At 60.5% G+C, this 25291-nt stretch carries 21 protein-coding genes; 9 read left to right on the forward strand and 12 right to left on the reverse strand.

Annotated features, from left to right (window positions below):
* Positions 1-52: 52 nt before the first annotated feature.
* From AC1P02_RS11445 to rdgC, 4 genes are all read right to left on the reverse strand, one after another.
* Entirely contained in the window at positions 53-1234 is a 1182-nt protein-coding gene (locus AC1P02_RS11445) for a M28 family metallopeptidase (RefSeq protein ID WP_485182244.1), read from the reverse strand.
* A gap of 407 nt (positions 1235-1641) precedes the next feature.
* The gene (ybaL, locus tag AC1P02_RS11450; RefSeq protein ID WP_485182245.1) at positions 1642-3294 is read right to left on the reverse strand and encodes a YbaL family putative K(+) efflux transporter; all 1653 of its coding nucleotides are present in this window, start codon (positions 3292-3294) and stop codon (positions 1642-1644) included.
* A 372-nt stretch (positions 3295-3666) separates the two neighbouring features.
* Positions 3667-5448 carry a gamma-glutamyltransferase gene (gene ggt / locus AC1P02_RS11455; RefSeq protein WP_485182246.1) on the reverse strand — a complete coding sequence of 594 codons (1782 nt, stop codon included), beginning with the start codon at positions 5446-5448 and terminating at the stop codon, positions 3667-3669.
* Positions 5449-5622: 174 nt separating this feature from the next.
* Positions 5623-6534, reverse strand: coding sequence for a recombination-associated protein RdgC (rdgC, locus tag AC1P02_RS11460; RefSeq protein ID WP_005312334.1), 912 nt, complete (start codon positions 6532-6534; stop codon positions 5623-5625).
* Positions 6535-6713: 179 nt separating this feature from the next.
* On the opposite strand from rdgC, the gene AC1P02_RS11465 reads away from it, so the two are divergent.
* The 3 genes from AC1P02_RS11465 (at position 6714) to AC1P02_RS11475 (ending at position 12222) form a co-directional block, all read left to right on the forward strand.
* Positions 6714-7142, forward strand: coding sequence for a GNAT family N-acetyltransferase (locus AC1P02_RS11465; protein ID WP_005312341.1), 429 nt, complete (start codon positions 6714-6716; stop codon positions 7140-7142).
* Positions 7143-7246: 104 nt separating this feature from the next.
* Complete coding sequence (locus AC1P02_RS11470; protein ID WP_485182247.1) at positions 7247-8473, forward strand: exonuclease SbcCD subunit D C-terminal domain-containing protein; 1227 nt, start codon at positions 7247-7249, stop codon at positions 8471-8473.
* The gene (locus AC1P02_RS11475; RefSeq protein WP_485182248.1) at positions 8470-12222 is read left to right on the forward strand and encodes an AAA family ATPase; all 3753 of its coding nucleotides are present in this window, start codon (positions 8470-8472) and stop codon (positions 12220-12222) included. Before AC1P02_RS11470 ends, AC1P02_RS11475 begins: the two co-directional genes overlap by 4 nt.
* A gap of 72 nt (positions 12223-12294) precedes the next feature.
* Here the strand turns inward: AC1P02_RS11475 and AC1P02_RS11480 are convergent, their stop codons facing one another.
* Positions 12295-12840, reverse strand: a complete 546-nt coding sequence (locus tag AC1P02_RS11480; protein WP_125606427.1) for a cytochrome b — start codon at positions 12838-12840, stop codon at positions 12295-12297.
* A gap of 237 nt (positions 12841-13077) precedes the next feature.
* On the opposite strand from AC1P02_RS11480, the gene AC1P02_RS11485 reads away from it, so the two are divergent.
* Complete coding sequence (locus tag AC1P02_RS11485) at positions 13078-13896, forward strand: ABC transporter substrate-binding protein (protein ID WP_485182249.1); 819 nt, start codon at positions 13078-13080, stop codon at positions 13894-13896.
* A gap of 62 nt (positions 13897-13958) precedes the next feature.
* Positions 13959-14921, forward strand: a complete 963-nt coding sequence (locus AC1P02_RS11490; protein ID WP_096118820.1) for a sensor domain-containing diguanylate cyclase — start codon at positions 13959-13961, stop codon at positions 14919-14921.
* Positions 14922-15009: 88 nt separating this feature from the next.
* Here the strand turns inward: AC1P02_RS11490 and crr are convergent, their stop codons facing one another.
* The 4 genes from crr to cysK form a co-directional block, all read right to left on the reverse strand.
* Positions 15010-15519 (reverse strand): PTS glucose transporter subunit IIA, encoded by a 510-nt coding sequence (gene crr, locus AC1P02_RS11495; RefSeq protein ID WP_005312365.1) that lies wholly within the window; start codon positions 15517-15519, stop codon positions 15010-15012.
* A gap of 43 nt (positions 15520-15562) precedes the next feature.
* Entirely contained in the window at positions 15563-17290 is a 1728-nt protein-coding gene (gene ptsI / locus AC1P02_RS11500) for a phosphoenolpyruvate-protein phosphotransferase PtsI (RefSeq protein WP_005312368.1), read from the reverse strand.
* 44 nt (positions 17291-17334) lie between these two features.
* On the reverse strand, positions 17335-17592 hold the full coding sequence (locus AC1P02_RS11505) for an HPr family phosphocarrier protein (protein ID WP_005303128.1): 258 nt from the start codon (positions 17590-17592) through the stop codon (positions 17335-17337).
* Between the two features lie 442 nt (positions 17593-18034).
* Entirely contained in the window at positions 18035-19003 is a 969-nt protein-coding gene (cysK, locus tag AC1P02_RS11510) for a cysteine synthase A (protein ID WP_005312371.1), read from the reverse strand.
* Positions 19004-19170: 167 nt separating this feature from the next.
* Here cysK and AC1P02_RS11515 point away from each other — a divergent pair, with 167 nt between their 5' ends.
* Genes AC1P02_RS11515 through AC1P02_RS11525 form a run of 3 tightly spaced genes read left to right on the forward strand, consistent with a single transcriptional unit; the run spans position 19171 to position 22360 of the window.
* Positions 19171-20013, forward strand: coding sequence for an AAA family ATPase (locus AC1P02_RS11515; RefSeq protein WP_005312374.1), 843 nt, complete (start codon positions 19171-19173; stop codon positions 20011-20013).
* 4 nt (positions 20014-20017) lie between these two features.
* Positions 20018-21181, forward strand: a complete 1164-nt coding sequence (locus AC1P02_RS11520) for a vWA domain-containing protein (protein WP_485182250.1) — start codon at positions 20018-20020, stop codon at positions 21179-21181.
* 57 nt (positions 21182-21238) lie between these two features.
* Positions 21239-22360, forward strand: coding sequence for a beta-ketoacyl-ACP synthase III (locus AC1P02_RS11525; protein WP_125606431.1), 1122 nt, complete (start codon positions 21239-21241; stop codon positions 22358-22360).
* 75 nt (positions 22361-22435) lie between these two features.
* Here AC1P02_RS11525 and tsaA read toward each other — a convergent pair whose 3' ends face one another.
* Positions 22436-23140 (reverse strand): tRNA (N6-threonylcarbamoyladenosine(37)-N6)-methyltransferase TrmO, encoded by a 705-nt coding sequence (gene tsaA, locus AC1P02_RS11530; protein ID WP_485182251.1) that lies wholly within the window; start codon positions 23138-23140, stop codon positions 22436-22438.
* A 235-nt stretch (positions 23141-23375) separates the two neighbouring features.
* Here tsaA and AC1P02_RS11535 point away from each other — a divergent pair, with 235 nt between their 5' ends.
* Positions 23376-24368, forward strand: a complete 993-nt coding sequence (locus AC1P02_RS11535) for an NAD-dependent epimerase/dehydratase family protein (RefSeq protein ID WP_271771758.1) — start codon at positions 23376-23378, stop codon at positions 24366-24368.
* Between the two features lie 80 nt (positions 24369-24448).
* On the opposite strand, the gene AC1P02_RS11540 is transcribed toward AC1P02_RS11535, so the two are convergent.
* Positions 24449-24835 (reverse strand): DUF488 domain-containing protein, encoded by a 387-nt coding sequence (locus AC1P02_RS11540; RefSeq protein ID WP_005312389.1) that lies wholly within the window; start codon positions 24833-24835, stop codon positions 24449-24451.
* A gap of 9 nt (positions 24836-24844) precedes the next feature.
* Positions 24845-25216 (reverse strand): Rcs stress response system protein RcsF, encoded by a 372-nt coding sequence (gene rcsF / locus AC1P02_RS11545; protein ID WP_017412233.1) that lies wholly within the window; start codon positions 25214-25216, stop codon positions 24845-24847.
* Positions 25217-25291: the final 75 nt, after the last annotated feature.

Here is a 25291-nt window from a genome sequence, read left to right on the forward strand (position 1 = left end):
AGGCCGAGCCTCCCTTTCTTGTCTTATTGCTGCTTGTTCAACCGGGTGTTACTCAGTTGATCTTGCCCATCTCGATGGCGAAGCTGGTGGCCAGCTGGGCAAACTTGAGGGCATGGCCGGCCGAGGCATCGGAGTTTTGCAGGGTATCCTGCGCCGTGTGGATTTTGGGATTGTAGTCGTTGAAGCGTGACTCGAACGGCATGGCGGCGGGATAACCCTGATTGTGCCAGGAGGCATGATCCGAGCAACCGTAGCCACAGCTGTCATAGCCATAGCTTATTTGCGGCAGGTAGGCGTCAAGCAACTGGGCGAGATAGCCGGTCAGTCCCTGGTCCGTGTAGTCGGTCATGAAGACGATATCCTCAACCGAGCCCTGATAGTTGGTCATGTCCAGCTGCAGCGCGGCCAGTACCCTGGTGTTGGCCGCCTTGTAGCGGGTCGCTATGTCCTTGGAGCCGCGCAAGCCCACCTCTTCTGCCGCATAACCGATAAATTGCAGGGTGCGCTCCGGTTGGCGGCCCTGCTCGGCGATGACCCTCAGTACTTCAGTCAGGGTGGCGATGCCGGAGGCATCATCGTCGGCGCCCGGGGCAAGGGTGCGGCTGTTGGGAGCCGAGCCTGCGGTGGAGTCGAGGTGGCCGCCGAGCACCACGACTTCGTCAGGATAGCGGCTGCCCTTGAGGGTCAGCACCACGGATTGCTGCGGATAGCCGCTGTGTTTGACCCGGCTGACGCTGGCCCAGGGCAGGGTTGTGCTCAGGTTCTGCCACTGGCTGGCGACCCAGTCGGCGGATTGCACCCCTGTTGTGGTGGTGTAGTAGCGGTTGCGCCAGCTGGCGAGCTTGCTGATGGTGCCCACTATGTTGCCCTGATCCAGATAGGGCAGCAGCCGGTTGACACTGACACCCTGAGTCAGCGGCGGCGGGCTGAACAGGTTCTGGCTGAGGGGTTGGGCCATGCTCTGCAGCGCATCTGCCAGCGTACTGTGAACCACATAGCCGCCACAGCGTTGGTGGCCTTCATGCATCAGGTGGGAGAGGGTACCCAGCTCGCTCGCCTCTATCTGGGCCAGCTGTATGGGGGCGCCGCTGGCACTGAACAGGGGGGCCAGCTTGGCCTTGACCTGCCTGAGTTCGACGCCGCTATCGGCACCGACCGTGATCCAGACGGGTTCAGCGGCCTGCACGGCGAGGGGCAAGAGGGGAAGCAAGAGGGCGGTTATAAAGGGTTTCATGTCGGATCCTTCCGGGTATTGTCACAGGTGACTAGCATGGGTGGGTGTCATAAGACGACCACCCCAGTCTAGCCAAGGGGGCGTTCACCGGATCTGCCCATCTGGTATGTGGGCTCCCCCGTCCGGTGGGGGCCGCTGCACAATCTGCTGTTTACCACCGGGCTTGTCCCGAGCTGGCCGGAGCTTTGTGCTGACAAGGAGGCGGGTGGCAGTGTGGTTGCAAGGTGGTACCCGAGGTGCCCCGGCTGGGGGGCTGACGAAGGGAGCCAAACTGTGCCATGACGCTGAGGTGCGTTCGGGATTGCCGATATGACTCATCAGCCATCGTCAGCACGATTCAGTCACGGGTGGACTGGGGGATAAACGAAAGGGGCCATGGGCCCCTTTCTTGTCTGGTGGTGACGGGCTTATGCAGGGGCGCCAGTGGTTTCCGCCAGCATACCGAGCGCTATCTCCCGCTCCCCCATGATCACCTTGTCTGCCCCCTGCCGGGTGAGGAAGTGAACCTCGTCATCGCTGTGGGCGCGGGCGATGACCCGGATGGCCGGATTGATCAGTCTGGCCTGGGCGATGGCCTCGCCGGCCTCGAAGCTGTTGGGGATGGCCACCAGCAGCCAGCGGGCGTCGGCGATGGCGGCGCGACACAGCACCTCATCGTTCGCCACGTTGCCATTGATATGGGGGATCCCGGCCTGGTGCAGGCTCTCCAGCCGGTGCGGATCCTGCTCTATCACCACCAGTGGCCGCCCGGCGGCTTGCAGCCCTTCCACCAGCAGGCGGCCGACACGGCCAAAGCCCACCAGCACAGTGTGCTCTTTCATCTCGACGGCCGGACACTTGCACTCGGCCAGTGCCTGGGTGTTGTCGGCATCGGGGTGCTTCTCCAGGTAGCGCTCGACGGCATTGAATACCAGCGGATTGAGCATGATGGATAGGCTGGCACCCACCAGGATCAGATCCTGGGCCGCTTCCGGCACCAGTTTGAGCACGATGGCGAGCCCAATCAGGATGAAGGAGAACTCGCCGATCTGGGCCAGGCTGGCGGAGATGGTGAGCGCTGTGCGCTGGCTGTAGCGAAACAGCCGCACTATGGCGTAGGCCGCCACCGACTTGCCGAACATGATGATGAACAGGGTGGCCAGCACCGCCAGCGGATCCGTCAGCAGCACAGCGGGATTGAACAGCATGCCCACAGAGACGAAGAAGAGCACGGCAAAGGCATCCTGCAGCGGCAGCGTGTTGTTGGCGGCGCGATGGCTCAGCTCGGAGCTGTTCATGACGATGCCGGCGAAGAAGGCGCCGAGTGCGAAGGAGACGCCGAACAGCTTGACCGCCCCAAAGGCGATGCCAAGGGAGCCGGTCAGTACCGCCAGCGTGAACAGCTCGCGGGAGCCAGTGCTGGCGGTGTGAGCCAGCAACCAGGGAATGAAGCGGCTACCCACCACCATCATCAGCGCCACGAACAGGGCGACCTTGCCGAGGGTCCAGCCCAGATCCAGCGCTATGCTCTGCCAGCTCATGCTCTGATCGCCGTGCTGAATATTGGCGAGTATGGGCAGCATCACCAGCGCCAGCACCATCACCAGATCCTCGACGATGAGCCAGCCGATGGCGATGCGCCCCTGCAGGGTCTCCAGGTTCTGGCGGCTCTCCAGCGCCCGCAGCAGCACCACTGTACTGGCGGTGGAGAGGGCGAGGCCGAACATCAGGCCGGCGGTGAGATCCCACCCCAGCAGAGAGGAGAGCCCCATGCCGAGCAAGGTGGCGACCGCTATCTGGGCGATGGCACCCGGGATGGCGATCTTCTTCACCGACATCAGATCGCTGAAGGAGAAGTGCAGGCCCACCCCGAACATCAACAGGATAACGCCCAGCTCTGCCAGCTCGGGCACCAGCGCCATATCGGCCACATAGCCAGGCGTGAAGGGGCCCGAGATCACCCCGGCCGCCAGATAGCCCACCATGGGCGAGATCTTGAGGCGATGGGCAAGCATGCCGAGCACGTAGGCGAGCACGAAGCCGCCAACCAGGGTGGTAATCAGGGGAAGGGAGTGGTCCATGTCGTCACCTCGCTAATGGCAGTCAGGGGGCTACCAGATCACCGCGCGGGATGAAGAGGGCAGCTGTCAATGAGCAGGGGGCGAAAGAGACAGATGTTGGCCGCGGCAAACACTGGATATTGGGGACAACAGTTGTCGTTTCTGTTGAAAAATAATACAAATTTTGCTTAAAAGCAATATTTATCCACATTTTGACGCTTTTTTGCGATTAAAAGTGCATAAGTGTCGAAATGCAGGGGGGAAGAGACAGCTTTATCCATTTCGTTGGCAGGAATAATTCATCGTTGATGGTTTTCCCTGTATAGGTGGGTGCCAGCACGCCACAAGCACCAAGGCGACCCTGAGGTCGCCTTGGTGAAGATACGCTGGTACTCACTCGCCCTTGGCAATGCCCTCGCGTCTCGGATCGGCGGCGCCGAACCAGCCGCCGGCATTGCGCTCGACCCCTTGCAGACCCGAGGTCTGCTCGCTCAGTACCACTTCGTGGCCTCTCGCTTTCAATCCCTCGACCACTCTCTGCGGTGTGCGCCCAAGCTCCAGCTCGGTGGGGCCGTTGCGGCTGCCGAAGTTGGGCAGGTTGATGGCCTGCTGCAGGTTCAGCCCCCAATCCTGGGTGCCGAGCAGCGTCTTGCCCACGTAGTTGATGATGGCGGAGCCCCCCGGCGAGCCCAGCGTCATGGTCAGCTCGCCGCTTGGCTTGTCAAACACCAGCAGGGGGGACATGGAGGAGCGTGGCCGTTTGCCAGGCTCCACCCGGTTCGCCACCGGCAGACCGGCGGCATCCACCGAGGTGAAGGAAAAATCGGTGAGCTGGTTGTTGAGCAGGTAGCCGTTGACCATCAGCCGCGAACCGAAGCCATCCTCGATGGAACTGGTCATGGAGACCGCCATGCCCGCCTTGTCGACGATGGAGACATGGCTGGTGGAGGGGAGCTCGGGGGTCGCATCCTTGCCGCGAGCCAGTGCCAGCGGCGGCGTACCGGGCGGGGCTATCCCCATGGAGCGCTCGCCGACAAGCTTGTTCCGCTCGGCCAGATAGCCCTTGTCCAGCAGCCCCTTCACCGGCACGCTGACAAAATCGCTGTCTGCCACGTACTGGTTGCGATCGGCGAAGGCGAGCCGCGCCGCCTCGCTGTAGAGGTGGATGGCATCGCTTGATGCGGCAAGCTGACCTTCTGGCGTCGTCACAGGTTTGAGGGCCGCCATGTTGCGGCTCTCCAGCATGCCGAAGATCTGTCCCAGGGCTATGGTGCCGGAGGAGGGGGTCGGGAAGCCGCAGATCTGGCTCTGACGGTAGTCAAAGCAGAGGCCGTCGCGCAGTTTGGCGCGATAGCTGGCCAGATCGGCCGCCGCCAGCACACCGGGATTGGTGGGATGCTGACGCACCTTGGCCACCATGGCATCTGCCAGCGGCCCCTGATAGAAGGCCTCCGCCCCCTGTGTGGCCAGGGTCTTCAACACCCGGGCCAGTGCCGGGTTGGTGAGCGTGCTGCCGGCAGGCCTTGGCGTGCCATCCGGCAGATAGAAGTAGGCGCGGGCATCCGGGTCTTTGGCGAGATAGGAGTCTTTTGCCAGCAGGGTCGCGAGGCGCGGGCTGATGACAAACCCCTGCTCCGCGAGGGTGATGGCAGGCTCGAACAGCGCAGCCCAGGGCAGCTTGCCATAGCGCTGATGGGCCAGCGCCAGTGCCCGCACTGTGCCAGGCGCACCCACAGAGCGACCGCCCACCACGCCGTCATAGAAGGCCATGGGCTTGCCATCCTTCATGAACAGCTGATCCGTGGCGGCGGCAGGGGCCGTCTCGCGACCATCCACAGCCGCAACCTTGCTGCCATCCCATACCAGCAGCAGGGAGCCGCCACCGATACCGGAGGATTGCGGCTCCACCAGGGTCAGTACCAGTTGCACGGCGATGGCGGCATCGACGGCGCTGCCGCCCGCCCGGATGATCTGGTAGCCCGCATCCACGGCCAGCGGGTTGGCCGCCGCCACCATGAAGTCATGGCCCTGCCAGCCCTGTTTGTCTGTCCAGCCGCTGGCCGCTTCCGGGGCGATCAGGGTCTGGGGGGGCGGGGCATAGTGAAAGCCCTTGTCACCGGCGCAACCGGCCAGGAGGGCGAAGGCAACGGCCAGCCCTGCGGGTTTGAGCAACATGACACTCTCCTTGTCTGTTTTATGAGCGCGAAGGACGACTATGTCACGATTGGCACTGGTTGCTCAAGTTGTTGAAGCAGATCAATACCTTACTCATTTATCAATAAAGGTCATGCGCCGCAGACACAAAAAAACCGCCACTCGGGCGGTTTGTGCAATGCAAGCAGGCGTTGATCAGATGGACTGCTCTTCGCCACCCAGTGCGGCAAACAGTGCCGGGATGAACTGGGCCAGCTCGGCGGTCACCAGGGCGAAATCCGCATCCAGACGGGCGGCGGGATCTTCGCTGGTCACGTCGTCGTTCTGCTCGCGCAGCTCTTCGCTGAACTTGAGACGCTTGATGGAGAGATCGTCCCCCAGCACGAAGCTCAGGGTCTCGCCCCAGTTCAGAGCCAGCTTGGTCACCAGCTTGTCGTTGGCCAGGTGGTTCTTTATCTCGTCGGTCATCAGATCCTGCTGCTTGCAGCGGATGATGCCGCCGTGCTCCATGGCACTGCGCAGTTCGGCTTCATCTTCCAGTGCGAAGGTGGCGGGCAGGTTACCCTCGCTCAGCCACTCTGTCATGGTGATTTCGGGCGGGTTCTTGAGCGCCACCGGCACCACCGGCAGGGTGCCTATGCTTTTGCGCAGCAGTGCCAGCAGATCGTCCGCCTTCTTGGCGGAGCCTGCATCCACCACCATCAGATTGTCGGCCGGGTTGATCCAGGCGAAGGTCTGGCTGGTGCGGCTGAAGGCGCGGGGCAGCAGGGTGTGTAGTATCTCCTCCTTCAGCGCTTCCTTCTCTTTCTTCTTGAGGGCGCGGCCCTGCTCGAATTCGATCGCTTCTACCTTCTCCGCCAGCATCTCCTTGATGACGGTACCCGGCAGCATCTTCTCTTCCTTGCGGGCACAGATGAGGATGTGGCCTGAGGCGGAGTGGGTCAGTGTCGAACCGAATTTGCCAAGGGGCTTGACCCAACCGAACCGGGACATGTCCTGACTGCCGCAAGGGGTGAAGGCACAGGCCTCGAGCTGGGTTTCCAGCTGATCCACTGTCAGGTCAAAGGGGCGGGTAAAGCGATAAATCTGCAGGTTTTTAAACCACATGGCGTCCTCGGTCTCATAGATTGTCCGGCGGGCATTGTACTAGAGAGGCGCTTTGTGATCAGCCAATCATTCTCGTAAAAAAAGGACGATCGAGTTCACAGGGAGTCATGTTCGTCCCCAACCCTGTCATCAAAGTCCCCTAGACTGCGGGTGTTCAGATTGTTAACAAGGATGCAAATATGTTGAGGCCGAGTCGGTCCGAGGACATGGAAGAGATCGTCGAAATCTGGTTGCTGGCCTCCCTGCAGGCCCACGATTTCGTCGATGCCTCCTGCTGGTGGCAGGCCCAGGAGGATCTGCGCACCCGCTATCTCGACCACGCCCGCATCTGGGTGTTCGAGGAGCGCGGCGAGCTGCTCGGCTTCATGGCGCTGGTGGAGGATTACCTGGCTGCCCTGTTCGTGCGCCCCGACCGGCAGGGGCGTGGCGTCGGCCATGCCCTGCTGCAGGAGGCCAAGGCGCAGGGGGCCAGATTGCATGCGCGGGTGTTCGTGGAAAATGCGCAGGCGGTGCGCTTCTACCGCCGTCACGGTTTTGTGATCCAGGGGGAGGAGTCGGATCCCCTCACCGGTCATCCCCAGTACAAGATGTGTTGCGAGCCCGCCTGAATCTGACGTCACCTGCCTGTTTTGCTTGAAAAGAGAGGCTGGCATCCTCATCTTGTCTCCATCGGGTGCCGCTGGCACCTCTCCTGGATCCGAGTCGATTTCTCATGAAAATCCTGCATACCGCCGACTGGCACCTTGGTCATCAACTCCATGGCCATGAACGCCGCTTCGAACACGACAGCTTCCTCGACTGGTTGACCGATACCATCAAGCAGCGGCAGATCGATGCTCTGCTGGTGGCGGGCGATCTGTTTGATACCGCCAATCCCCCCGCCAGCGCCTGGCAGCAGCTCTACCGTTTTCTGGCCAGGCTGCGGGCCGAGATGCCCCACCTCAACATGGTGCTGATCGGCGGCAATCACGACTCCCCCTCCAAGCTGGATGCCCCTCATGAACTGCTGCGCGCCTTCGACCTGCATCTGGTGGGCAGCATCAGCCGTGACAGTGAGGGCAAGCTTGAGACCGACCGCCTGCTGGTGCCGCTGCAAGACAGGGAGGGCAAGATAGCCGCCTGGTGCGCCGCCGTTCCCTTCCTGCGCAGCAGCGACCTGAGGGTTGAACAGCTTGAAGAGGGCCAGGATCGGCTGATTGAAGGGGTTCGGCGGGTCTATGAAGAGGTATTGACGCAAGGTCGCGCGCGCTGCGAACCCGAGCAGGCACTGATCGCCATGGGCCACGCCTATCTGGCGGCAGGCCAGCTCTCCGAGCTTTCAGAGCGGCGGGTACTCGGCGGCAACCAGCATGCCCTGCCTGCCAATATTTTTGCCAGCGCCGACTACACTGCGCTCGGTCACCTCCATCTGTCCCAGAGCCCGGCCGAGGGTGTTCACTATAGCGGCTCGCCACTGCCGCTCTCGCTGGCCGAGGCCAACTACAACCATCAGGTGCTGGAAGTGACGTTTGAGGGGGGCAAATTGGTGGGCATGGAGCGGATCCCTGTGCCCCGCGCGGTGGAGATGATCCGCCTGCCCGAGAGCGAACTGGAAGGGGCGCTCAAGGCCATAGAGGCCTTGTCCCTGCCGGCGCGGCCCAGCGAGGCACAGCCCTTCCTCGAAGTACGACTGCTGCTGCCCAGACCCGAGGCCCGCATCCGCGAGCGCATACTGGCGGCGCTGGTGGGCAAGCCGGTACGCCTGGCCCGTATCAGCACCCGTTATCTGGGCTCTGGCCAGGGGCTGGCCGATGGCCAGAACCAGCGCAGGCTCGATGAGCTCTCCCCCACAGAGGTGTTCAAGCTCTGCTATCAGCGCCAGTTTGACGGTGAACCCGAGGCCGAACTGGTCGCCTCGTTTGAAGAGATATTGCAACAGGTGAAGGAGTCCGGCGCATGAAGATCCTATCCCTCAGCGGTGAGAACCTGGCCAGCCTGACCGGGGCCTTCACCATCGACTTTACCAAGGGGGCGCTCGGCGCTGCAGGGCTGTTTGCCATCACGGGCAACACGGGTGCCGGCAAGAGCACATTGCTCGATGCCATCTGTCTGGCGTTGTACGACGAGATGCCGCGCTTCATCGCCAACCGCAAGCACGTGGCCGAGGTGGGCCGAGCGGATGACGAGGAGAAGCTCAAGGCCAACGACGTGCGGGGCATCCTCAGTCGCGGCCACGCCAGCGGCTGTGCCGAGGTACGGTTTCGCGGCTGCGATGGCCGCATCTGGCTGGCCCGCTGGGCGGTGCGCCGGGCGCGCAACCGCTCCGAGGGGCGCTTTCAGGCCCAGGAGCGCAGCCTGACCGACGTGGCATCGGGTCAGGTCTTCTCCGGCAGCAAGCGGGAGCTGCAGGATCGCATCGATGAACTGGTAGGGCTCTCCTGGGAGCAGTTTCGCCGCGCCGTTATCCTGCCCCAGGGGGAGTTCGCCGCGTTTCTCAAATCGAGCGCCGACGAGCGATCCGCCCTGCTCGAACGGATGACGGGCACCGAGCTTTATTCCGCCATCTCCATCCAGACCCATGAACGGGCGCGGGAGGAGCAGCAAAAATTGGCCGCCATCGGGCAACGGCTCGGCGACGTGGCGCTGATGGATGAGGCGACCCGCGAGCAGTGGGTAGCCCAGCAGCTGGGCCTTTCCACCAGTCTCAAGCACGAGCTGCAGCAGCGCCAGCTGTTGCAGGACTTGCGGGATCTCAACGATCGCATCGCCGCCCAGTTGCTGGCCTGCGAGGAGGGGCAGACGGCACTGGCCGCCGCCGAGGCGGCTCACGCACAGGCGGCTCCCGAGCGGGAGGAGTTTGGCCGCGCCGAACAGGCCCAGGTGGCCCGCGCCGATCACGACGAGCTCGCTCGCCTCACCCTGGAAGTGCAGCAGCAGGAGCAGCTCATTGGCCAGCTGGGTCCCGAGCTCGAACAGGTCGAGCAGACCCAGCAGCAGGCCGCGCTGCGCGAACAGCAACTGCTGGCCGACAAGATAGCCGCCGAGCGCGAATGGGGGGCGCTGCAACCCGAACTCAAGCGGGCGCAGGAGCTCGATACCCGCATCAGGGAGAAGAGCAGCCAGTTGCAGGAAGTTCAGCAGCAGGGGGTGCAGGCCCGCGCGCTGCAAGTCGCCCTGCAACAGGAGTGGCAACAGCAGGCGAGCCGGGTGCAGGCGCTCGAGGTGCGGCGTCAGCAATGGGCGCTCTGGCTCGAGGAGCGCAAGGCGCTGGCACCCCTGGCACGCCAGTGGCAACCCCTGCTGGCGGCCATGCAGGATTGGGCCGAGGGTCGGGATCAGCTGCAACATCTGCTGCAAAGCCGTGAGCACAAGAGCCATGCGCTGCGGGATCTCAACAGCCGGCTGGAGCAGGGACAGCAGGAGCGGGACTACTGGCAGCAGGAGCGCGCCCGGCTGCAACAGCAGCACGACCAGTTGCAGGCGCAGGAGTGGGATGGTCAGGTCGCCAAGGCGCAGGAGCAGCGTCAGACCCAGACCGAGCAGCTGGCACGGGTACGCCAATTGCTGGAGCTGGCGGAGGCAGGCCGTAATCACAGCGAGCAACAGGAGCGCTTGTTGCAAGAGATGGCACTGCTCGAGCAGCACCTCACCCGATTGGCCATCCAGCACGAGGAGCTGGTGCCTGCGCTGGAGCGACTCGGGCTTCAGCGTGACGAGGCGCGTCATGCGCTGGATCAGGCCCGTGCCGTCGCCAGCTTCGAGCAGTATCGTCACGTGCTCAGCGACGGCACTCCCTGCCCGCTGTGTGGCGCAGAGGAGCATCCCTATCGCCAGAGCCAGCCGCAGGTGGCCGGTATCCTGGCCCAGCTGGCCGAGCGTGCCCGCCAGCTGGAGCTGGAGTGGGAGCGACTCAATCATCAACATATTCAGGGAGAGAGCGAGCGCGTCGAGCTGACTCGTCAGCTGGTTGCCCGCCAGCAACACCAACCCGAGCTGGAGGCGAGAGCCGAACAGCTGACCCAGCGCTGGTTGCAGTGGGGTGGTGAGACCTTGTTGGGCCACGGGCTGCCTTTGCGGCAAAGCCCCGCCGAGTGGGCGGATCTGCTGGCGCATCTCTTGGCACAGGGGGAGGCGCTGGAGCTGGGTCTGGTGGCCGGACAACGACAGCTGCAACAGGCCCAGCAAGGCCAGCAGATGCTGATGGGGCTGCGCAATCAGCTGACTCAGCTCACAACCCGTCATCAGCAGTTTGAACAGCAGTGGCAGGAGGCCGAGCGGAAGAAGATAGAGTGGGAAGCCGAGCTCAAAGCGCTGGCCGAGCAGGAAGTCACACTGCGCCAGCGCCTGGTTCAGGGTGAAACCCGGCTCGATGAACAGATGGGGGCCGAACCCTGGCGTCAATGGCTCGGCAGCCGGCAGTGGCTCGAATGGCAGCAGACCTGCGAGGCCTATCTGCACGGACAGCGCGAGTGGGAGCAGCTGGGCAGCGAACTTGCCAGCCTGACCCCGGCGCTCAGTGCGCAGGAGGCACGGGTGCAGAGCCAGAATGAACAGCTGCACAAGCTGGAGCGCGACTACAAGGAGGCCGAGCAACAGCGCCAAGGACTGCTGGCCAGCCGTGAAGCGTGTCTTGGGGGGCGTGCCATCGCCGAGGTCGAGGGCGAGTGGCAGCAGCGACTTTCACGGGGAGCCAATCAACTCGAAGAGGCGGTGGGCGCACTACGGGCCGCAAGGGAGCGACAAACAGAGCTCAATACACGGTTGACCCATCTTGAGCAGGACAAACAGGTGAGCAGTCGCCGCCGCCGCGAGGTACTGGGGCGCTGGGCTGCCCATGCCACCAGGCTCGGGATTGCCGAATATGATCTGCGCCGATTGCTGGCCATCCATCCGGAGGAGCTCAAGGCCCGCCGCACAGCCCTGCAGGGGCTGGATGATGCCCTGGCCGAGGCGCGTACCAGGCTGGCCGAACGCCAACGGGCGCTGGCGCTGGAGGAGGTGAAACGGGAGCGTTATCGCGAGCATCACGGCGAACTGACGGCGCTCTCCACCGAGGCCCTTGCCGAGCGTCTTGGCGCTTGTGAGGCCCATTGTCGCGAGCTGGAGGAGCAGCTGTTCCAGTGCAAGAGTACCTTGGCCCAGGCCGAGGCGGCGGCCCTCAAGGCTGGCTCCTTGCAAGAGGAGCTGAGTTGCCAGCAGGCGGTGACGGATCACTGGCAGCAGCTGTCCGAGCTTATCGGTTCAGCCAGCGGCGCCAAGCTGCGCACCTTCGCCCAGAGCCTCACCCTGGAGCGTCTGCTGCTGGAGGCCAATGCCCAGCTAGGCGAGCTGTCGCCGCGCTACCGGTTGGAGCGGGTACCTGGTACGGATCTGGCGCTGCAGGTGGTGGATCTCGACATGGGGGACGAGGTGCGCTCTGTGGACTCTCTCTCCGGCGGCGAGAGCTTCTTGGTATCGCTGGCACTGGCACTGGCGCTCTCCAGCCTCTCGTCGCGCCAGACCCAGGTCGAGTCGCTGTTTATCGACGAGGGCTTCGGCACCCTGGATCCCGACAGCCTGGATCTGGCGCTTTCCAGCCTCGACTCGCTGCAGGCGGCCGGCCGCCAGATAGGCGTCATCTCCCATGTGCAGACCCTGGTGGAGCGGATCGGTGTGCAAATTCGGGTCGAGGCCCTCGGCGGTGGTGAGAGTCGGGTGGTGTTGCCCTGATGGTGGCGCTTCATCCATGGCAAAAGGCCCCTGTCAAAGGGGCCTTTTTGTTGGCGTGTTCAAGGCGGGTGCTTATTTCCGCTCGGGCAACATATTGGTCAAGGTGTTGTCCTTGAGCACATGATGGTGATAGATGGCTGCCGCCGCATGCAGGGCTATCAGCGCATAGCCTATGTTGGCCAGCGTTTCGTGCAGATCCTTGATCGTCCCCTTCAGAGCATCATCCGGTGCAAGCAGGGCAGGCAGCTCACATCCGAAGAAGGGGATGGGCTTGCCGCCTGCGCTGAGGAGCAACCAACCCAGCAGCGGAGCAAGGATGAGAAACCCGTACAGTGCCAGATGGGCGAGGTGACCCAGTGTTCGCATCAGGGGTGACAGGGTGGGCACTATGCGGGGTGACGGGCTGCTAAAGCGCACCAGCAGCCGTACGACGACCAGCGCCAGAATCAATAAGCCCACCATGAAGTGCCACTCCTTCATCAGGTCACGGCCGGCCGATCCCTTGGGGAAAATATCCCTGAACTCCATCAATGCGTAGACGGCCATCATCAATAGCAGGGTCAACCAGTGCAGCCCGATACTCAGGCTGCCATAACGCTGTTCGGTATTTTTCAACATGCTCGTGTCCTTCTCGGGGCGCTCATTGCATCACGTTTTATCTCGTTGGGCGGGCTTGGGATGGCCGGACCTTGGTGTATCCCTTTCCATGTTACGAGGCCTGTCAGGGCAAACATTGATCCAGATAATCTTTTAACACTGAATGCTCATCCCGCTGGCTGTGGATGTACCTTTCATCACGGAGCTATGCTTCTGATAACCCTGCCCGCTATGGCAGTGATGACGAGGGTTTGATCCATGAAACATGTCGGCTTGAGTAAGGGTCTCCTGTTCATGTTGTGCGCCCTTGTGGCTGGGGGGATGGGGAGCAGCAATGGCCACCTCTCTGCGGCCGAGTCTGAACATCCAGCGCGCTTTTCTGCCTATCTGGGCCTGTTGCCAGGGCTCATCGATTCCGATGGTAGCGGCCCCTTCGTCAATCTGGTCAAGGCTATCGCCGATCTGGACGACGGGGTCGAGGTGAGCGTGATGGTCTATCCCATGTCGCGGGCAACCCGCAGCGTGGTGGTGGGGGAAGCGGACTTCAATCTGCCCGCGTTGCGCAATCCCTATATAGATGAATCCATGCTCCCCTATCGTTTCAGTTCTGTGACCTTTGGCAAGGTCACCCATGTGCTTTACAGCAACAGCACAGCTCCGATTACGCCTGCCATGGTACTCGGTTATGAGTACACCAAGCGCGATCTGCTCATCGAGGGGGTGAGCGACTTCTGGCCCTTCTCGGTCAAACGTTCCCTCTCAATCGAGCAGTCCCTTGGCAAACTGAGCAGGGGCCGTATCGACGCCTTTCTCTGGGCGCAGGAGGAGGCCGATTTTGCATTGAGGAAGATGGGGCTGACCAATATCCACCGTGTCTATTTCGGCGAGTTCGACGATGTGTTTATTATCCCGAAAGGAGAGAAGGGGGATAGGGTGGACCGCTTCCTGACACAGTCCATCGGCAAGCTCAAGACCTCCGGTGAGCTGGACAAGATCTACTCTGCCATCCACGGCCCCTATCAGGAGTGGCAACCGGGAGAGAACACTGCGACCAAGGTGGTCCGAGAGGCTCAATAAGCGGATTTACCCAGCCTGCGGACTCACTTACTGTTGAGCGAAATATTGGTAAGGGAAATACCTTGAACATATCCGAGTCAGCGATATTGAGCGAACTGCAGCAGATCCTGTTTCGATCCTTTGATGTGATCCCGATACCGATCCTCATTTCAGAGGCGGTCTGTGGTGACACTCTTGGCACAATACCAACAACCCTGTCGAACATTCCCATCCGGCATCACAGGTTCGTGAATCAGGCATTCTCTGCGCAGCTGGGTTACACCCTGGCCGAGTTGCCGGATATGACAGCCTGGTTTGCGACTGTCTATCACGATGAGCAGACCAGAACTCAAGCCATCCAGGACTGGAATCAGGTTGTCATGACCAGTCTGGCCAACGGCTCTGCCGTGGCGGAGATGTCTACCCGGATCTACTGCAAGAATGGCCAGCGCCGCTGGTTTACCATCACAGCCCAATTGACGGCCGATGCCATGCCCGGCTGGCACATAGTGACGTTTCGCGACATTCACGATCTGCACTGCATGATAGAGGAGGTCAGTCGCCTCTCCTGTACCGATCCACTGACAGAACTCAGCAACCGGCGCGGAGCCGAGCAGCAGCTGCAGGCGCACTGGCTGCAGGGGCGACCTTTGTCAGTGGTTCTGTGCGATGTTGATCACTTCAAGCAGGTCAACGATCGATACGGTCATCCCGCCGGGGACGCGGCCTTGTGTGGGGTTGCCCGCATCATGGAGGAGCAGTTGCAGGGAAAGGAGTGTCTGGCGCGCTGGGGAGGGGAGGAGTTCCTGCTGATCCTGCCGGGAGCGGATGCCTCCCGGGCGGTCTCCCTGGCCGAGCAACTGCGACAGCTGTTGTCTGCCAGTCAGATAAATTGGCACCATCACCATTTCTCACTGACGATGAGTTTTGGCTGTGCCACGCTGACGACGGGACAAAGCCTCGACAACCTGTTGCTGGTGGCGGACAGGGCGCTGTATCAGGCGAAGGCGCAGGGGCGAAACCGGGTATTGTTTGGCAAGGAGTAGTCGTTATTCACTGCCATTTTTTCATAAAAAAACCGAAGCACATGGCTTCGGTTTTTCGTTGCAGCAACTGGCTTGAGCCAGCCGTGCATTATTTTTTGATGCGGATCACCGGGGTCTCGCCCACAGTTACGGCACCCGTCATCTTGATCAGCTCTTTGATCTCATCCATGTTGGAGATGACAACCGGCGTCAGGGTAGACTTGGCTTTCGCTTCCAGAATGGCCAGATCGAACTCGATGATGGTGTCGCCGCGCTTGACCTTTTGACCTTCCTGAGCGATGCGGGTGAAGCCTTCGCCTTTCAGTTCAACGGTATCGATACCGAAGTGAACGAACAGCTCGATACCAGAGTCGGATTCCAGCGAGAACGCGTGGTTGGTCTCGAAGATCTTGCCGATGGTACCATCGCACGGTGCAACCATCTTGTTGCCAGCCGGCTTGATGGCGATACCGTCGCCGACGATCTTCTCGGCGAAGACAACGTCAGGCACATCTTCGATCGGTACGATTTCACCTGACAGCGGGGCAAAAATTTCGATGCCGCCTGTATCAGAGCTATCGTCGGAAACCAGTTTCTTCAGTTTATCAAACAGACCCATAGTAAAAGCTCCTAGAGATGATTGTCGCTGTTTGCAGCCGATCTTAGCAGACTGCCTTCTGCTTAATAAAGTTATCTACACAGGCTTCGATTTCGGCGGCGGTTGCATAGCTCAGAGCCTGGTCAGCCATTGCCTTCACATCTTCGAAGTTGGTGTTGCGGATAAGCTTCTTGATACGCGGTACAGAGATGGAGCTCATGGAGAACTCATCCAGACCCATACCCAGCAGCAGCAGTGTGGCGCGTTCGTCACCAGCCAGCTCACCACACATACCGGTCCACTTGCCATTGTCATGGGAAGCGTCGATAACCATCTTGATCAGGGTCAGGACGGAGGGTGACAGCGGGTTGTACATGGCGGAGATCATCTCGTTACCACGGTCGACAGCCAGGGTGTACTGGGTCAGGTCGTTGGTACCGATACTGAAGAAATCCACTTCTTTAGCCAGATGATGAGCCATCACGGCAGCAGCCGGAGTCTCGATCATGATACCCACTTCGATGGATTCATCAAAGGCTTTGCCTTCGGTGCGCAGTTCGGCTTTCAGCTTCTCTACGGTGGCCTTGAGGCTGCGGAACTCTTCGACGGAGATGATCATCGGGAACATGATGCGCAGTTTGCCGAAGGCAGACGCACGCAGTATGGCCCGCAGCTGGGCATGCATGATGTCTTCGCGATCGAAGAAAATACGCACGGCACGCCAGCCCAGGAAGGGGTTCATCTCTTTCGGGAAATTCATGTACGGCAGTTCTTTGTCGCCACCAATGTCCATGGTACGGACAATGATCGGCTGATCCGGCATGGCCTCTGCCACTTCTTTGTAGGCCTTGAACTGCTCGTCTTCGGTCGGCAGCGCATCGCGATCCATGAACAGGAACTCGGTACGGTACAGACCCACGCCTTCGGCGCCATTGCGGATGGCACCTTCGGTATCCTTGACGGTACCTATGTTGGCGCAGACTTCGACCTGGTGACCATCCAGAGTGATGGCAGGCAGATCTTTCAGCTTGGCCAGCTCATCTTTTTCAGCCTGGAACTGGGCCTGGAATTGCTTGGCTTCGTTCAGCTGTTCAGCGGTCGGGTTGATGATGATCTGGTTGTTGATCGCATCCAGTATCAGCATCTCGCCATTGTTGACGCGCTCTGTGATGTCGTTGGTGCCCACTATGGCCGGCAGCTCAAGGGAGCGCGCCATGATGGAGGTGTGAGAGGTACGGCCACCGATATCGGTAACGAAACCCAACACATATTTCAGGTTGATCTGGGCAGTTTCGGACGGAGTCAGGTCTTTGGCGACCAGGATGACCTCTTCGTCGATGGTGCTCAGATTGACAACGGCGATGCCCAGCACGTTCTTCACCAGACGGGTTCCGATGTCACGGAAGTCGGTGGCGCGCTCGCGCAGGTAGGGATCGTCCAGATCGGCCATCATCTTGGCGTATTGCTCGATGACCTCGTAGACGGCCTTATCAGCGGTGGCCTTGTTGTCTTTGATGAAGGATCTGATATCCCCTTCCAGCTCCTCATCTTCGAGCAGCATGATGTGGCCTTCGAAGATGGCCTCTTTTTCCTCACCGAAGGTGCGACCAGCCATGGCTTTGATGGCTTCCAGCTGTGCAGCTGACTTGGTGCGGGCTTCGAGGAAGCGGTTGATCTCGGCGTCAATCTGGTCAGCAGAAATCTTGCCCTGATTGATAACGATTTCATCTTCTTTAAGAAGAAGCGCCTTACCGAATGCGATACCGGGGGACGCAAGAATGCCAGATATCATAATCCTTCCTATTAAAACGACTGTGGGGGAGGAATAAAGCTGGATTACTCCAGCTCGTCCATCAGGGCAACCAGCTTCTCAACGGCTTTCTGAGCGTCCGGGCCGTCGGCCTGGATGGTCACGTTGGTGCCTTTGGTCAGGCCCAGGGTCTGCAGCTTGAACAGGCTCTTGGCGCTGGCGGATTTGCCACCGGAGACCACAGTGATCTCGCTTTGGAATTCTTTGGCTTCTTTCACGAACTGAGCTGCCGGACGGGTGTGCAGGCCGTTTTCAGCAGTGATAACAACAGACTTCTCGTACATGGTTTCACCCCATATTATTGATATTTTTTGGAGAGATGGATGCTTTTGACGCTTCCTTGTCTCACCGTGTCAGTATGGATATGTTGTAAAGTAACGAAATCAGACCTGCAATGGTTTAATCCAGGTCAATTTTCTGTGCAGTATTCGGTGTTTGCCGCTACTCTTTTCCGTTATCGCGCTACAAGCCGCAGAAATACTGGCTTGAAATTATTTTATAACGAAAAATAACACTTTGTTACTTTGTGATACCTAGTCGGCAAACACCTCGTGACGCCGCACAGGATATGAAATTTATCACAGGATGTCTGCTTTTTTTGTCACTCGTTTGTTTGTTATTTTACCCCAAAAAATAAGGGGCCGAGTGGCGCTGCCAAGTGCTCAGTCTAGCTCATAAAGAAACGGCGCTCCTGGGAGCGCCGTTGTTTTGAAATTATCCGATCACTTACTGTTGCAACTCCTGCTCGCTGAACACGCCGGCAAACAGCGCGCTGGAGAGATAACGCTCGGCGGCACTCGGCAGTATGACGACGATTGTCTTGTCGGCAAATTCCGGCAGCTCGGCCAGACGGGCGGCGGCCACGACGGCGGCCCCAGAGCTGATACCGGCCAGAATGCCTTCCTCTTCCATCAGACGGCGCGCCATCTCGATGGCATCATCGCTGCTTACCTGTTCGACGCGGTCCAGCAGGGTCAGGTCCAGGTTGCCCGGGATGAAGCCGGCACCAATGCCCTGGATCTTGTGGGGACCCGGTTTGATTTCGAGACCGGCCAGACGCTGGCTGATCACCGGTGATTCGCTTGGCTCGACGGCCACCGAGATCACGGCCTTGCCTTTGGTCTGCTTCAGGTAGCGGGAGACGCCGGTAATGGTGCCGCCTGTACCTACACCGGCCACGAATACATCCACCTGACCGTCGGTGGCATCCCAGATCTCGGGGCCAGTGGTCTTCTCGTGAATTTCCGGGTTGGCCGGGTTTTCAAACTGTTGCAGCAAAACGTATCTGCCCGGCTCGGACTCGAGGATCTCGTTGGCCTTGGCGATAGCGCCTTTCATGCCAAGAGGGCCTTCGGTCAGCACCAGATTGGCACCGAGCGCCTTGAGCAACTTGCGGCGCTCCAGGCTCATGGTGGCCGGCATGGTCAGGGTGATGGGATAGCCACGGGCGGCGGCCACAAATGCCAGAGCAATACCTGTGTTACCACTGGTGGGCTCGATGATCTCCTTGCCCTGGGTCAGTACGCCGCGCTTCTCGGCATCCCAGATCAGGTTGGCACCGATGCGGCACTTGACGCTGAAGCTCGGGTTGCGGCTTTCAATCTTGGCCAGTACGCGGCCCTTGGTAACACGGTTGAGTCGAACCAGCGGGGTGTGACCTATGGTCTGGCTGTTGTCCTCAAAAATTTTGCTCATGGTGCTATCCCTGTTTGTTACGGCGATGAAACAAGATTACCCTGTGGTTTCTGAATGAGAAGTGACGATTTGTTATAACAATATGTTATTACAAGATATAGAGCTTATTCTTTCTTACTGAGGCCTCGATCTCAAAAAGGTCTCTTATCGTCAAAGGAATGGACGTTATGGGATTTGCAGGAAGCGATCGCTATCTCGCCTCAGAGGCGCTGAAGATGGCGGTCAATGCGGCTATAGTGCTGGAAAAACCTTTACTTATCAAAGGTGAACCTGGCACTGGCAAGACGGAGCTGGCCGAGGCCGTGGCCAGTTCGCTCGGCACTCACCTCATTGCCTGGCACATTAAATCCACCACCAAAGCCCAGCAGGGGCTCTACGAATATGATGCAGTGGCCCGGCTGCGGGATTCCCAGCTAGGGGATCCGCGAGTGGGGGATATCAGTCATTACATTCGCCAGGGCAAGCTGTGGCAGGCGTTTACCGCTGATGAGCGGCCCGTGCTGCTTATCGACGAGATAGACAAGGCGGACATCGAATTCCCCAACGACCTGCTGCTGGAGCTGGATCGGATGGAGTTTGACGTCTACGAGACAGGAGAGCGAGTCAAGGCCCGCCGGCGCCCCGTTGTCATCATCACCTCCAACAACGAGAAAGAGCTGCCGGATGCCTTCTTGCGTCGCTGCTTTTTTCACTACATTCGCTTTCCCGACAAGGCCGAGATGCAGGCCATCGTCAACCTGCACTATCCGAACCTGAAAGCGGCGTTGCTGGATGAGGCCATGACGCTCTTCTTCGAACTGCGGGAAGTGGAAGGGCTGCGCAAGAAGCCCTCTACCTCGGAGCTGCTGGACTGGATCCGGCTGCTGCTGGCCGATGATATCTCTCCCGAGGCAATGCGCACCCGCGAACCAGGCAAGCTGGTCCCGGCGCTATACGGCGCCCTGCTGAAGACGGAGCAGGATTTGCACCTGTTCGAGAAGCTGGCCTTTCTGGCCCGTCGTGGCAACTGACACCATGCTGATCGACTTTTTCAGCCAGCTGCGTCGTCACAAGATCCCCTGCAGTTTGCGCGAATTACTGGACTTGCACGCCGCGCTGGCAGCCCGGCTGGTCAGTATCGACATGGACGACTTCTATCAGCTCTCCCGCTGCCTGCTGGTCAAGGACGAGGCGCATTTTGATCGCTTCGACCGCGCCTTTGCCGAGTATTACGACGGTCTGCAGGCCAGCCCCTTGCTGCCCGACGCCTTACCTGATGAGTGGCTACGCAAGGAGTTCGAACGCTTGTTAAGTGCCGAAGAAAAGGCACTGCTGCACTCTCTGGGTGGACTCGACAAGCTGCTTGAAACCCTCAACCAGCGATTGGCGGAACAAAAAGAGCGCCATGCCGGTGGCAACAAATGGGTGGGGACTGGCGGCAGCAGTCCGTTCGGTCACGGCGGATTGCATCCGGAAGGGATCCGCATGGGGGGAGAGGGCCAGCATGGCAAGGCGGTCAAGGTGTGGGAAGCCCGCCACTATCGCAACTTCAGCGACGACTCACCCCTGGGCCAGCGTGCCATCCAGCTGGCCCTGCGCAAGCTCAGACGCTGGGTGCGCAAGGGTAATCCTGACGAGCTGGATCTCGACGACACCATCAAGAGCACAGCTCGTCAGGGCTGGCTGGATGTGAAGCTGAGGCCCGAGCGCCACAACGGTGTCAAACTGCTGGTCTTCTTCGATGTGGGTGGCTCCATGGATGCCCACGTGGCCGAGGTGCAGCGGCTCTTCTCGGCGCTACGCCACGAGTTCAAGCATCTGGAGTATTTCTACTTTCACAACTGTCTCTACGACTTCGTCTGGCAAGACAACGCCCGTCGCTTCGAGGAGCGGTTCGACACCCTGAGATTGTTGCGCACCTACGGCAGCGACTACAGGGTGATTTTTGTGGGGGACGCCAAGATGGGCCCCTACGAGATCAGCTGGCCCGGCGGTGCCGTTGAGTACTGGAACGAGGAGGCGGGTCAGGTATGGCTCGCTCGCCTGCTGCAACACTTTCCCAGGCTGGTGTGGATCAATCCCATCCCCAGGCGCGAGTGGCTCTGGCATCCCTCCATCAAGTTGATGAATGACGTGGTTGGCGGGCGTATGCATCCGCTGACGCTGGCTGGTCTCGCCGCGGCGATCGATCAGTTGTAATGACCTCTCTACCCAAATAAACCAACAAGCCGGGATTGCACCCGGCCAGGAGCAAAGATGACTTCTATCGTGATCAGTGGATCAGGCCTCTATACCCCGCCTTTTGCCGTCAGCAATGAAGCGTTGGTGACCGCCTTCAACCAGTACGTGGACCTCTACAACGAGGAAAATGCCTCCGCCATCGATGCGGGTCAGCTGTCCGCCAAGCAGCACTCGAGCTGCGAATTCATCGAGAAGGCGTCCGGCATCAAGAGTCGCTATCTGGTGAGCAAGGAGGGGGTGCTGGATCCTGACATCATGCAACCCTTGCTTCCCGAGCGGGCCGACGATCAGCCCTCCATCATGGTGGAGATGGCGGTTGCTGCCGCCGAGCAGGCGCTGATTGCCGCCGGCCGGGAGCCGGGTGAGATTGATCTGGTGATAGTGGCGGCTTCCAACATGCCAAGGCCCTATCCGGCGCTCTCCATCGAGTTGCAACACTATCTGGGGGCGAGCGGCATGGCCTTTGACATGAACGTGGCCTGCTCATCCGCTACCTTTGGCATCAAGACGGCGGCGGACATGCTGGCGGCAGGCACCGCTAAACTGGCGCTGGTAGTGAACCCGGAGATCTGCTCCGGGCACCTCAACTTTCGTGACAGGGACAGCCACTTCATCTTCGGCGATGCCTGTACCGCCGTGCTGCTGGAGCGGGAGGCCGATTGCAAGGTGGCCAACCCCTGGCAACTGGTGGCCAGCAAGCTGGTGACCCAGTACTCCAACAATATCCGCAACAACTTCGGCTTTTTGAACCGGCTCAGTCCGCGTACCCGTCATGGGGATGACAAACTGTTCCGCCAGCAGGGGCGCAAGGTGTTCAAGGAGGTGCTGCCGCTGGTGTGCGATCAGATTGTCAGTCAGCTGGATGAGCAGGGCTGGACGGCAGACTCCTTGAGTCGACTCTGGCTGCATCAGGCCAACCTCACCATGAACCAGTTTATCGGCCGCAAGCTGTTGGGCCACGATGCCAGCCAGCAGGAGGCGCCCGTGATCCTCGACAGCTATGGCAATACCAGCTCGGCGGGCTCCATCATCGCCTTCCACCTGTTTAACCAGGACCTGCCGAGCGGAGCCCGCGGCGTGCTCTGCTCCTTCGGCGCTGGCTACTCGATAGGGAGCCTGTTGTTGCAGCGCCTGTGAGCGTCACCATCCGGCTGCGGTAGCAAAAAACCACCTGAACGGGTGGTTTTTTTCATTGGTTGAGGCAGGTGGAGATCAGGCGGACTCAATGGCCGACACCAGACAGTCGGGCTCTGTGATGCGAAAGCGTACGTTGAGATCAAACAGCCTGACGCCGTACTCCTTCTCGTCCGACTTGCCTTTCTTGTAGGCGGGGCGAGGGTCCTGGGCCAGCACTTCGCTCACCAGCAGACGAAGCTCGGGGTGAGCCTTGAGCCAGGGTTGCAGCTGCAGCTCCGCTTCGGGGGTGAAGTTGACCACGAGAGGCGGGGTGGGGGCTTCGGGGGCAAAGCCGCCACGGGCGTCCGGCAGACTGTCGGCATAGGGAATATAGGGCTTGATATCGACGACAGGAGTGCCATCCAGCAGATCCACGGCGCCGAGTTCCAGCCACAGTTTGCCACGCTCGCGACCAACGCCGTGCAGCTCGACCACCGACAGACCCAGCGGGTTGGGGCGGAAGGTGGAGCGGGTGGCAAAGACTCCGACCCGTTCGTTGCCGCCCAGGCGCGGCGGACGTACCGTCGGGTGCCAGCCCTGATCCATGGTCTGGTGAAACACGAAGCTGAGCCACAGATGGGAGAACTGCTCTATGCCGCGCAGCACGTCCGGCTGATCGTAAGGAGGCAGCAGTTCGAGGCGGGCGCGGGCCGATTTGACCAGACCGGGCTGGCGGGGGATGGCGAACTTCTCCTTGTAGGGAGAGCGGATGATCCCGAGGGTGTCGATTTCGAACTTCATGGCGGATCCTGACTGAAAACTTCGGCAATTTAGCACAGGCAGCCTCAAAACGCAGGTTCTGCCTCGCTACGCTCATTTCCCGCGTCCTGTCGTGATCCCCGTCCCATACCGGCACTCGGGGAGCTGTACCCCGGCACCAACTTGCGTAGGGTGAGGGCAGATGGAGCAGGGGATGGCATTCGCGCTCTGCTCTGTGGCGAAGGCGTTCAGATGGCGCCGGATTGGAGATACATGGATGAAATTGCTGATTATCGGTGGCACCGGCTTTCTGGGCCGCCACCTCACCACGCTGGCGTTGGACTGGGGGCACGAGGTGACGCTATTCAACCGGGGCCGGCATCAGCACCCGGACTGGCGCGACCTGGTTCAGCTCAACGGTGACAGGGACAAGGATCTGAGCCCCCTGCAAAGCGAAGGGTTGCGCTGGGATCTGGTCATAGACACCTGCTGCTACCGTCCCGAGCAGGCGGTGAGCCTCTCGGCAGCCCTGCTCGGGCGCTGCGAGCGGCTGATCTTCATCTCCACCATCAGCGTCTATCGCGACTTCGCACAGCGGGGGATGGATGAATCGGCGCCGTTGCACGAGATTGCCGAGGGGGAATTGCCCACCGATTACGGTCCCCTGAAGGTACTGTGCGAAGCTGCGTATCGTGCTCATTGGGGCGAGCGGCTCTGCATCCTGCGCCCTGGTGTCCTGTGCGGTCCCCATGATCACACGGGTCGCTTGGCCTGGTGGGTGAAACGGGTGCAGCAAGGGGGGCCCTGGTTGCTGCCGGGGGACGGGCAGGATCGACTGCAATACCTGGATGTGCGCGACTGCGCCGAATTTGTGCTGCGCGCTGCCGAGCAGCAGCTGGGTGGCTGTTTCAATCTGCTCAAACCCGGTATTGCGCTGGTGGACTGGCTGGATCGTATCACCGCCAGGCTGGCGCCCGCCACACAATGGCAAGCACAGTGGCGCCCCTGGCCCGAGTTGCTGGCCGCCGGCGTCGAACCCTGGCAGAGCTATCCCACGCTATTGCCAAACGAGCTGGCTGAGTATGCCGGCTATGGCCGCATCAGTGCCGAGGCAGCCATAGTGCAGGGGCTCAACTTTCGACCGCTGGAGGAGACGGTCGCCGATCTGATGCAATGGTTGATGGACAACGAAGGAGCCGTGGTGGCGGGTATGACTGGGGAGCAGGAGGCTGCGCTGCGTCGGCGCCTGCTGGTTGGCAGCCTGCAGTAGTGCTTATCCTGTCTGAATGGTGATTGAAGTGAAAGAGGGCGTCCGTCGGGACGCCCTCTTTCACTATCCAGCGGTGCCCTCTAGCGTAACTTGGCGCCGCAATTGACCAGCAGCTCTTGCAATATGCTGCGATGACAGCGAGACGCCTGCTCGCAGTAACAGCCCACCGACAGATTGGTGGTATGGGAGAGGGCAGCCAGCAGCGCCAGATCGTGGCGGGCACAGGGGGTGGCCATCTCGGCCTTGTACTGCTTGCAGAAAACGGCCCAGAGGGCAGGCGTATCGGCGGCCTGGCCCAGCTTCATGGTGTCGCTGCTGGGCGCCAGATTGGGAAACCAGACGTCATACCAATCCTGACTGGCAAATGCGTGCTTGGGCACACCACGGGGCGGGCGCCGCACTGTGCCGATGCGCAACCCTTCACCTTCAAGACGAGGACTGCCGAGCCGGACTATGGCCAGGGCCATGGGGTGTCCTTACTTCTCTTGTGCCACTTTGAGCGCCTGCCCGTAGCAGATCACCTGTTTCAGGCAGCCCGGGGTGTCACTGAACTCGGCGCATTTGTCGAAGGTGACGCCATTGCCACCCATGTCGGCCACGCGGCGACGCGCCAGGGTACGAGCCTCACCTGCGTTGGGTACCGGCTGCTTGGCATCGCTCTGGCAAGATTCCCCCTCGACGGTGCCGAGGTAGAGGTAGTTGAGGTCAGCCAGTTGGTTCTGTTCATAGATCTGAACGCCGCCCGGCTTGAAGTACTCGTCGAAGTTTTCCTTGTCCAGATTGCTGTTGAAGGAGAAGTCGGCGCAACCGGAGGCAATCAGGGGCATCATCAGGATCAGGCGTTTCATATCAGCATCTTTTTGAACGGTGAGGGCGGACATTATAGGGGCCAGTCGCTGCCTGCGACCAGCCCCAATTTTAGC

This window comes from Aeromonas sp. TS_SC_11, assembly GCF_057318915.1.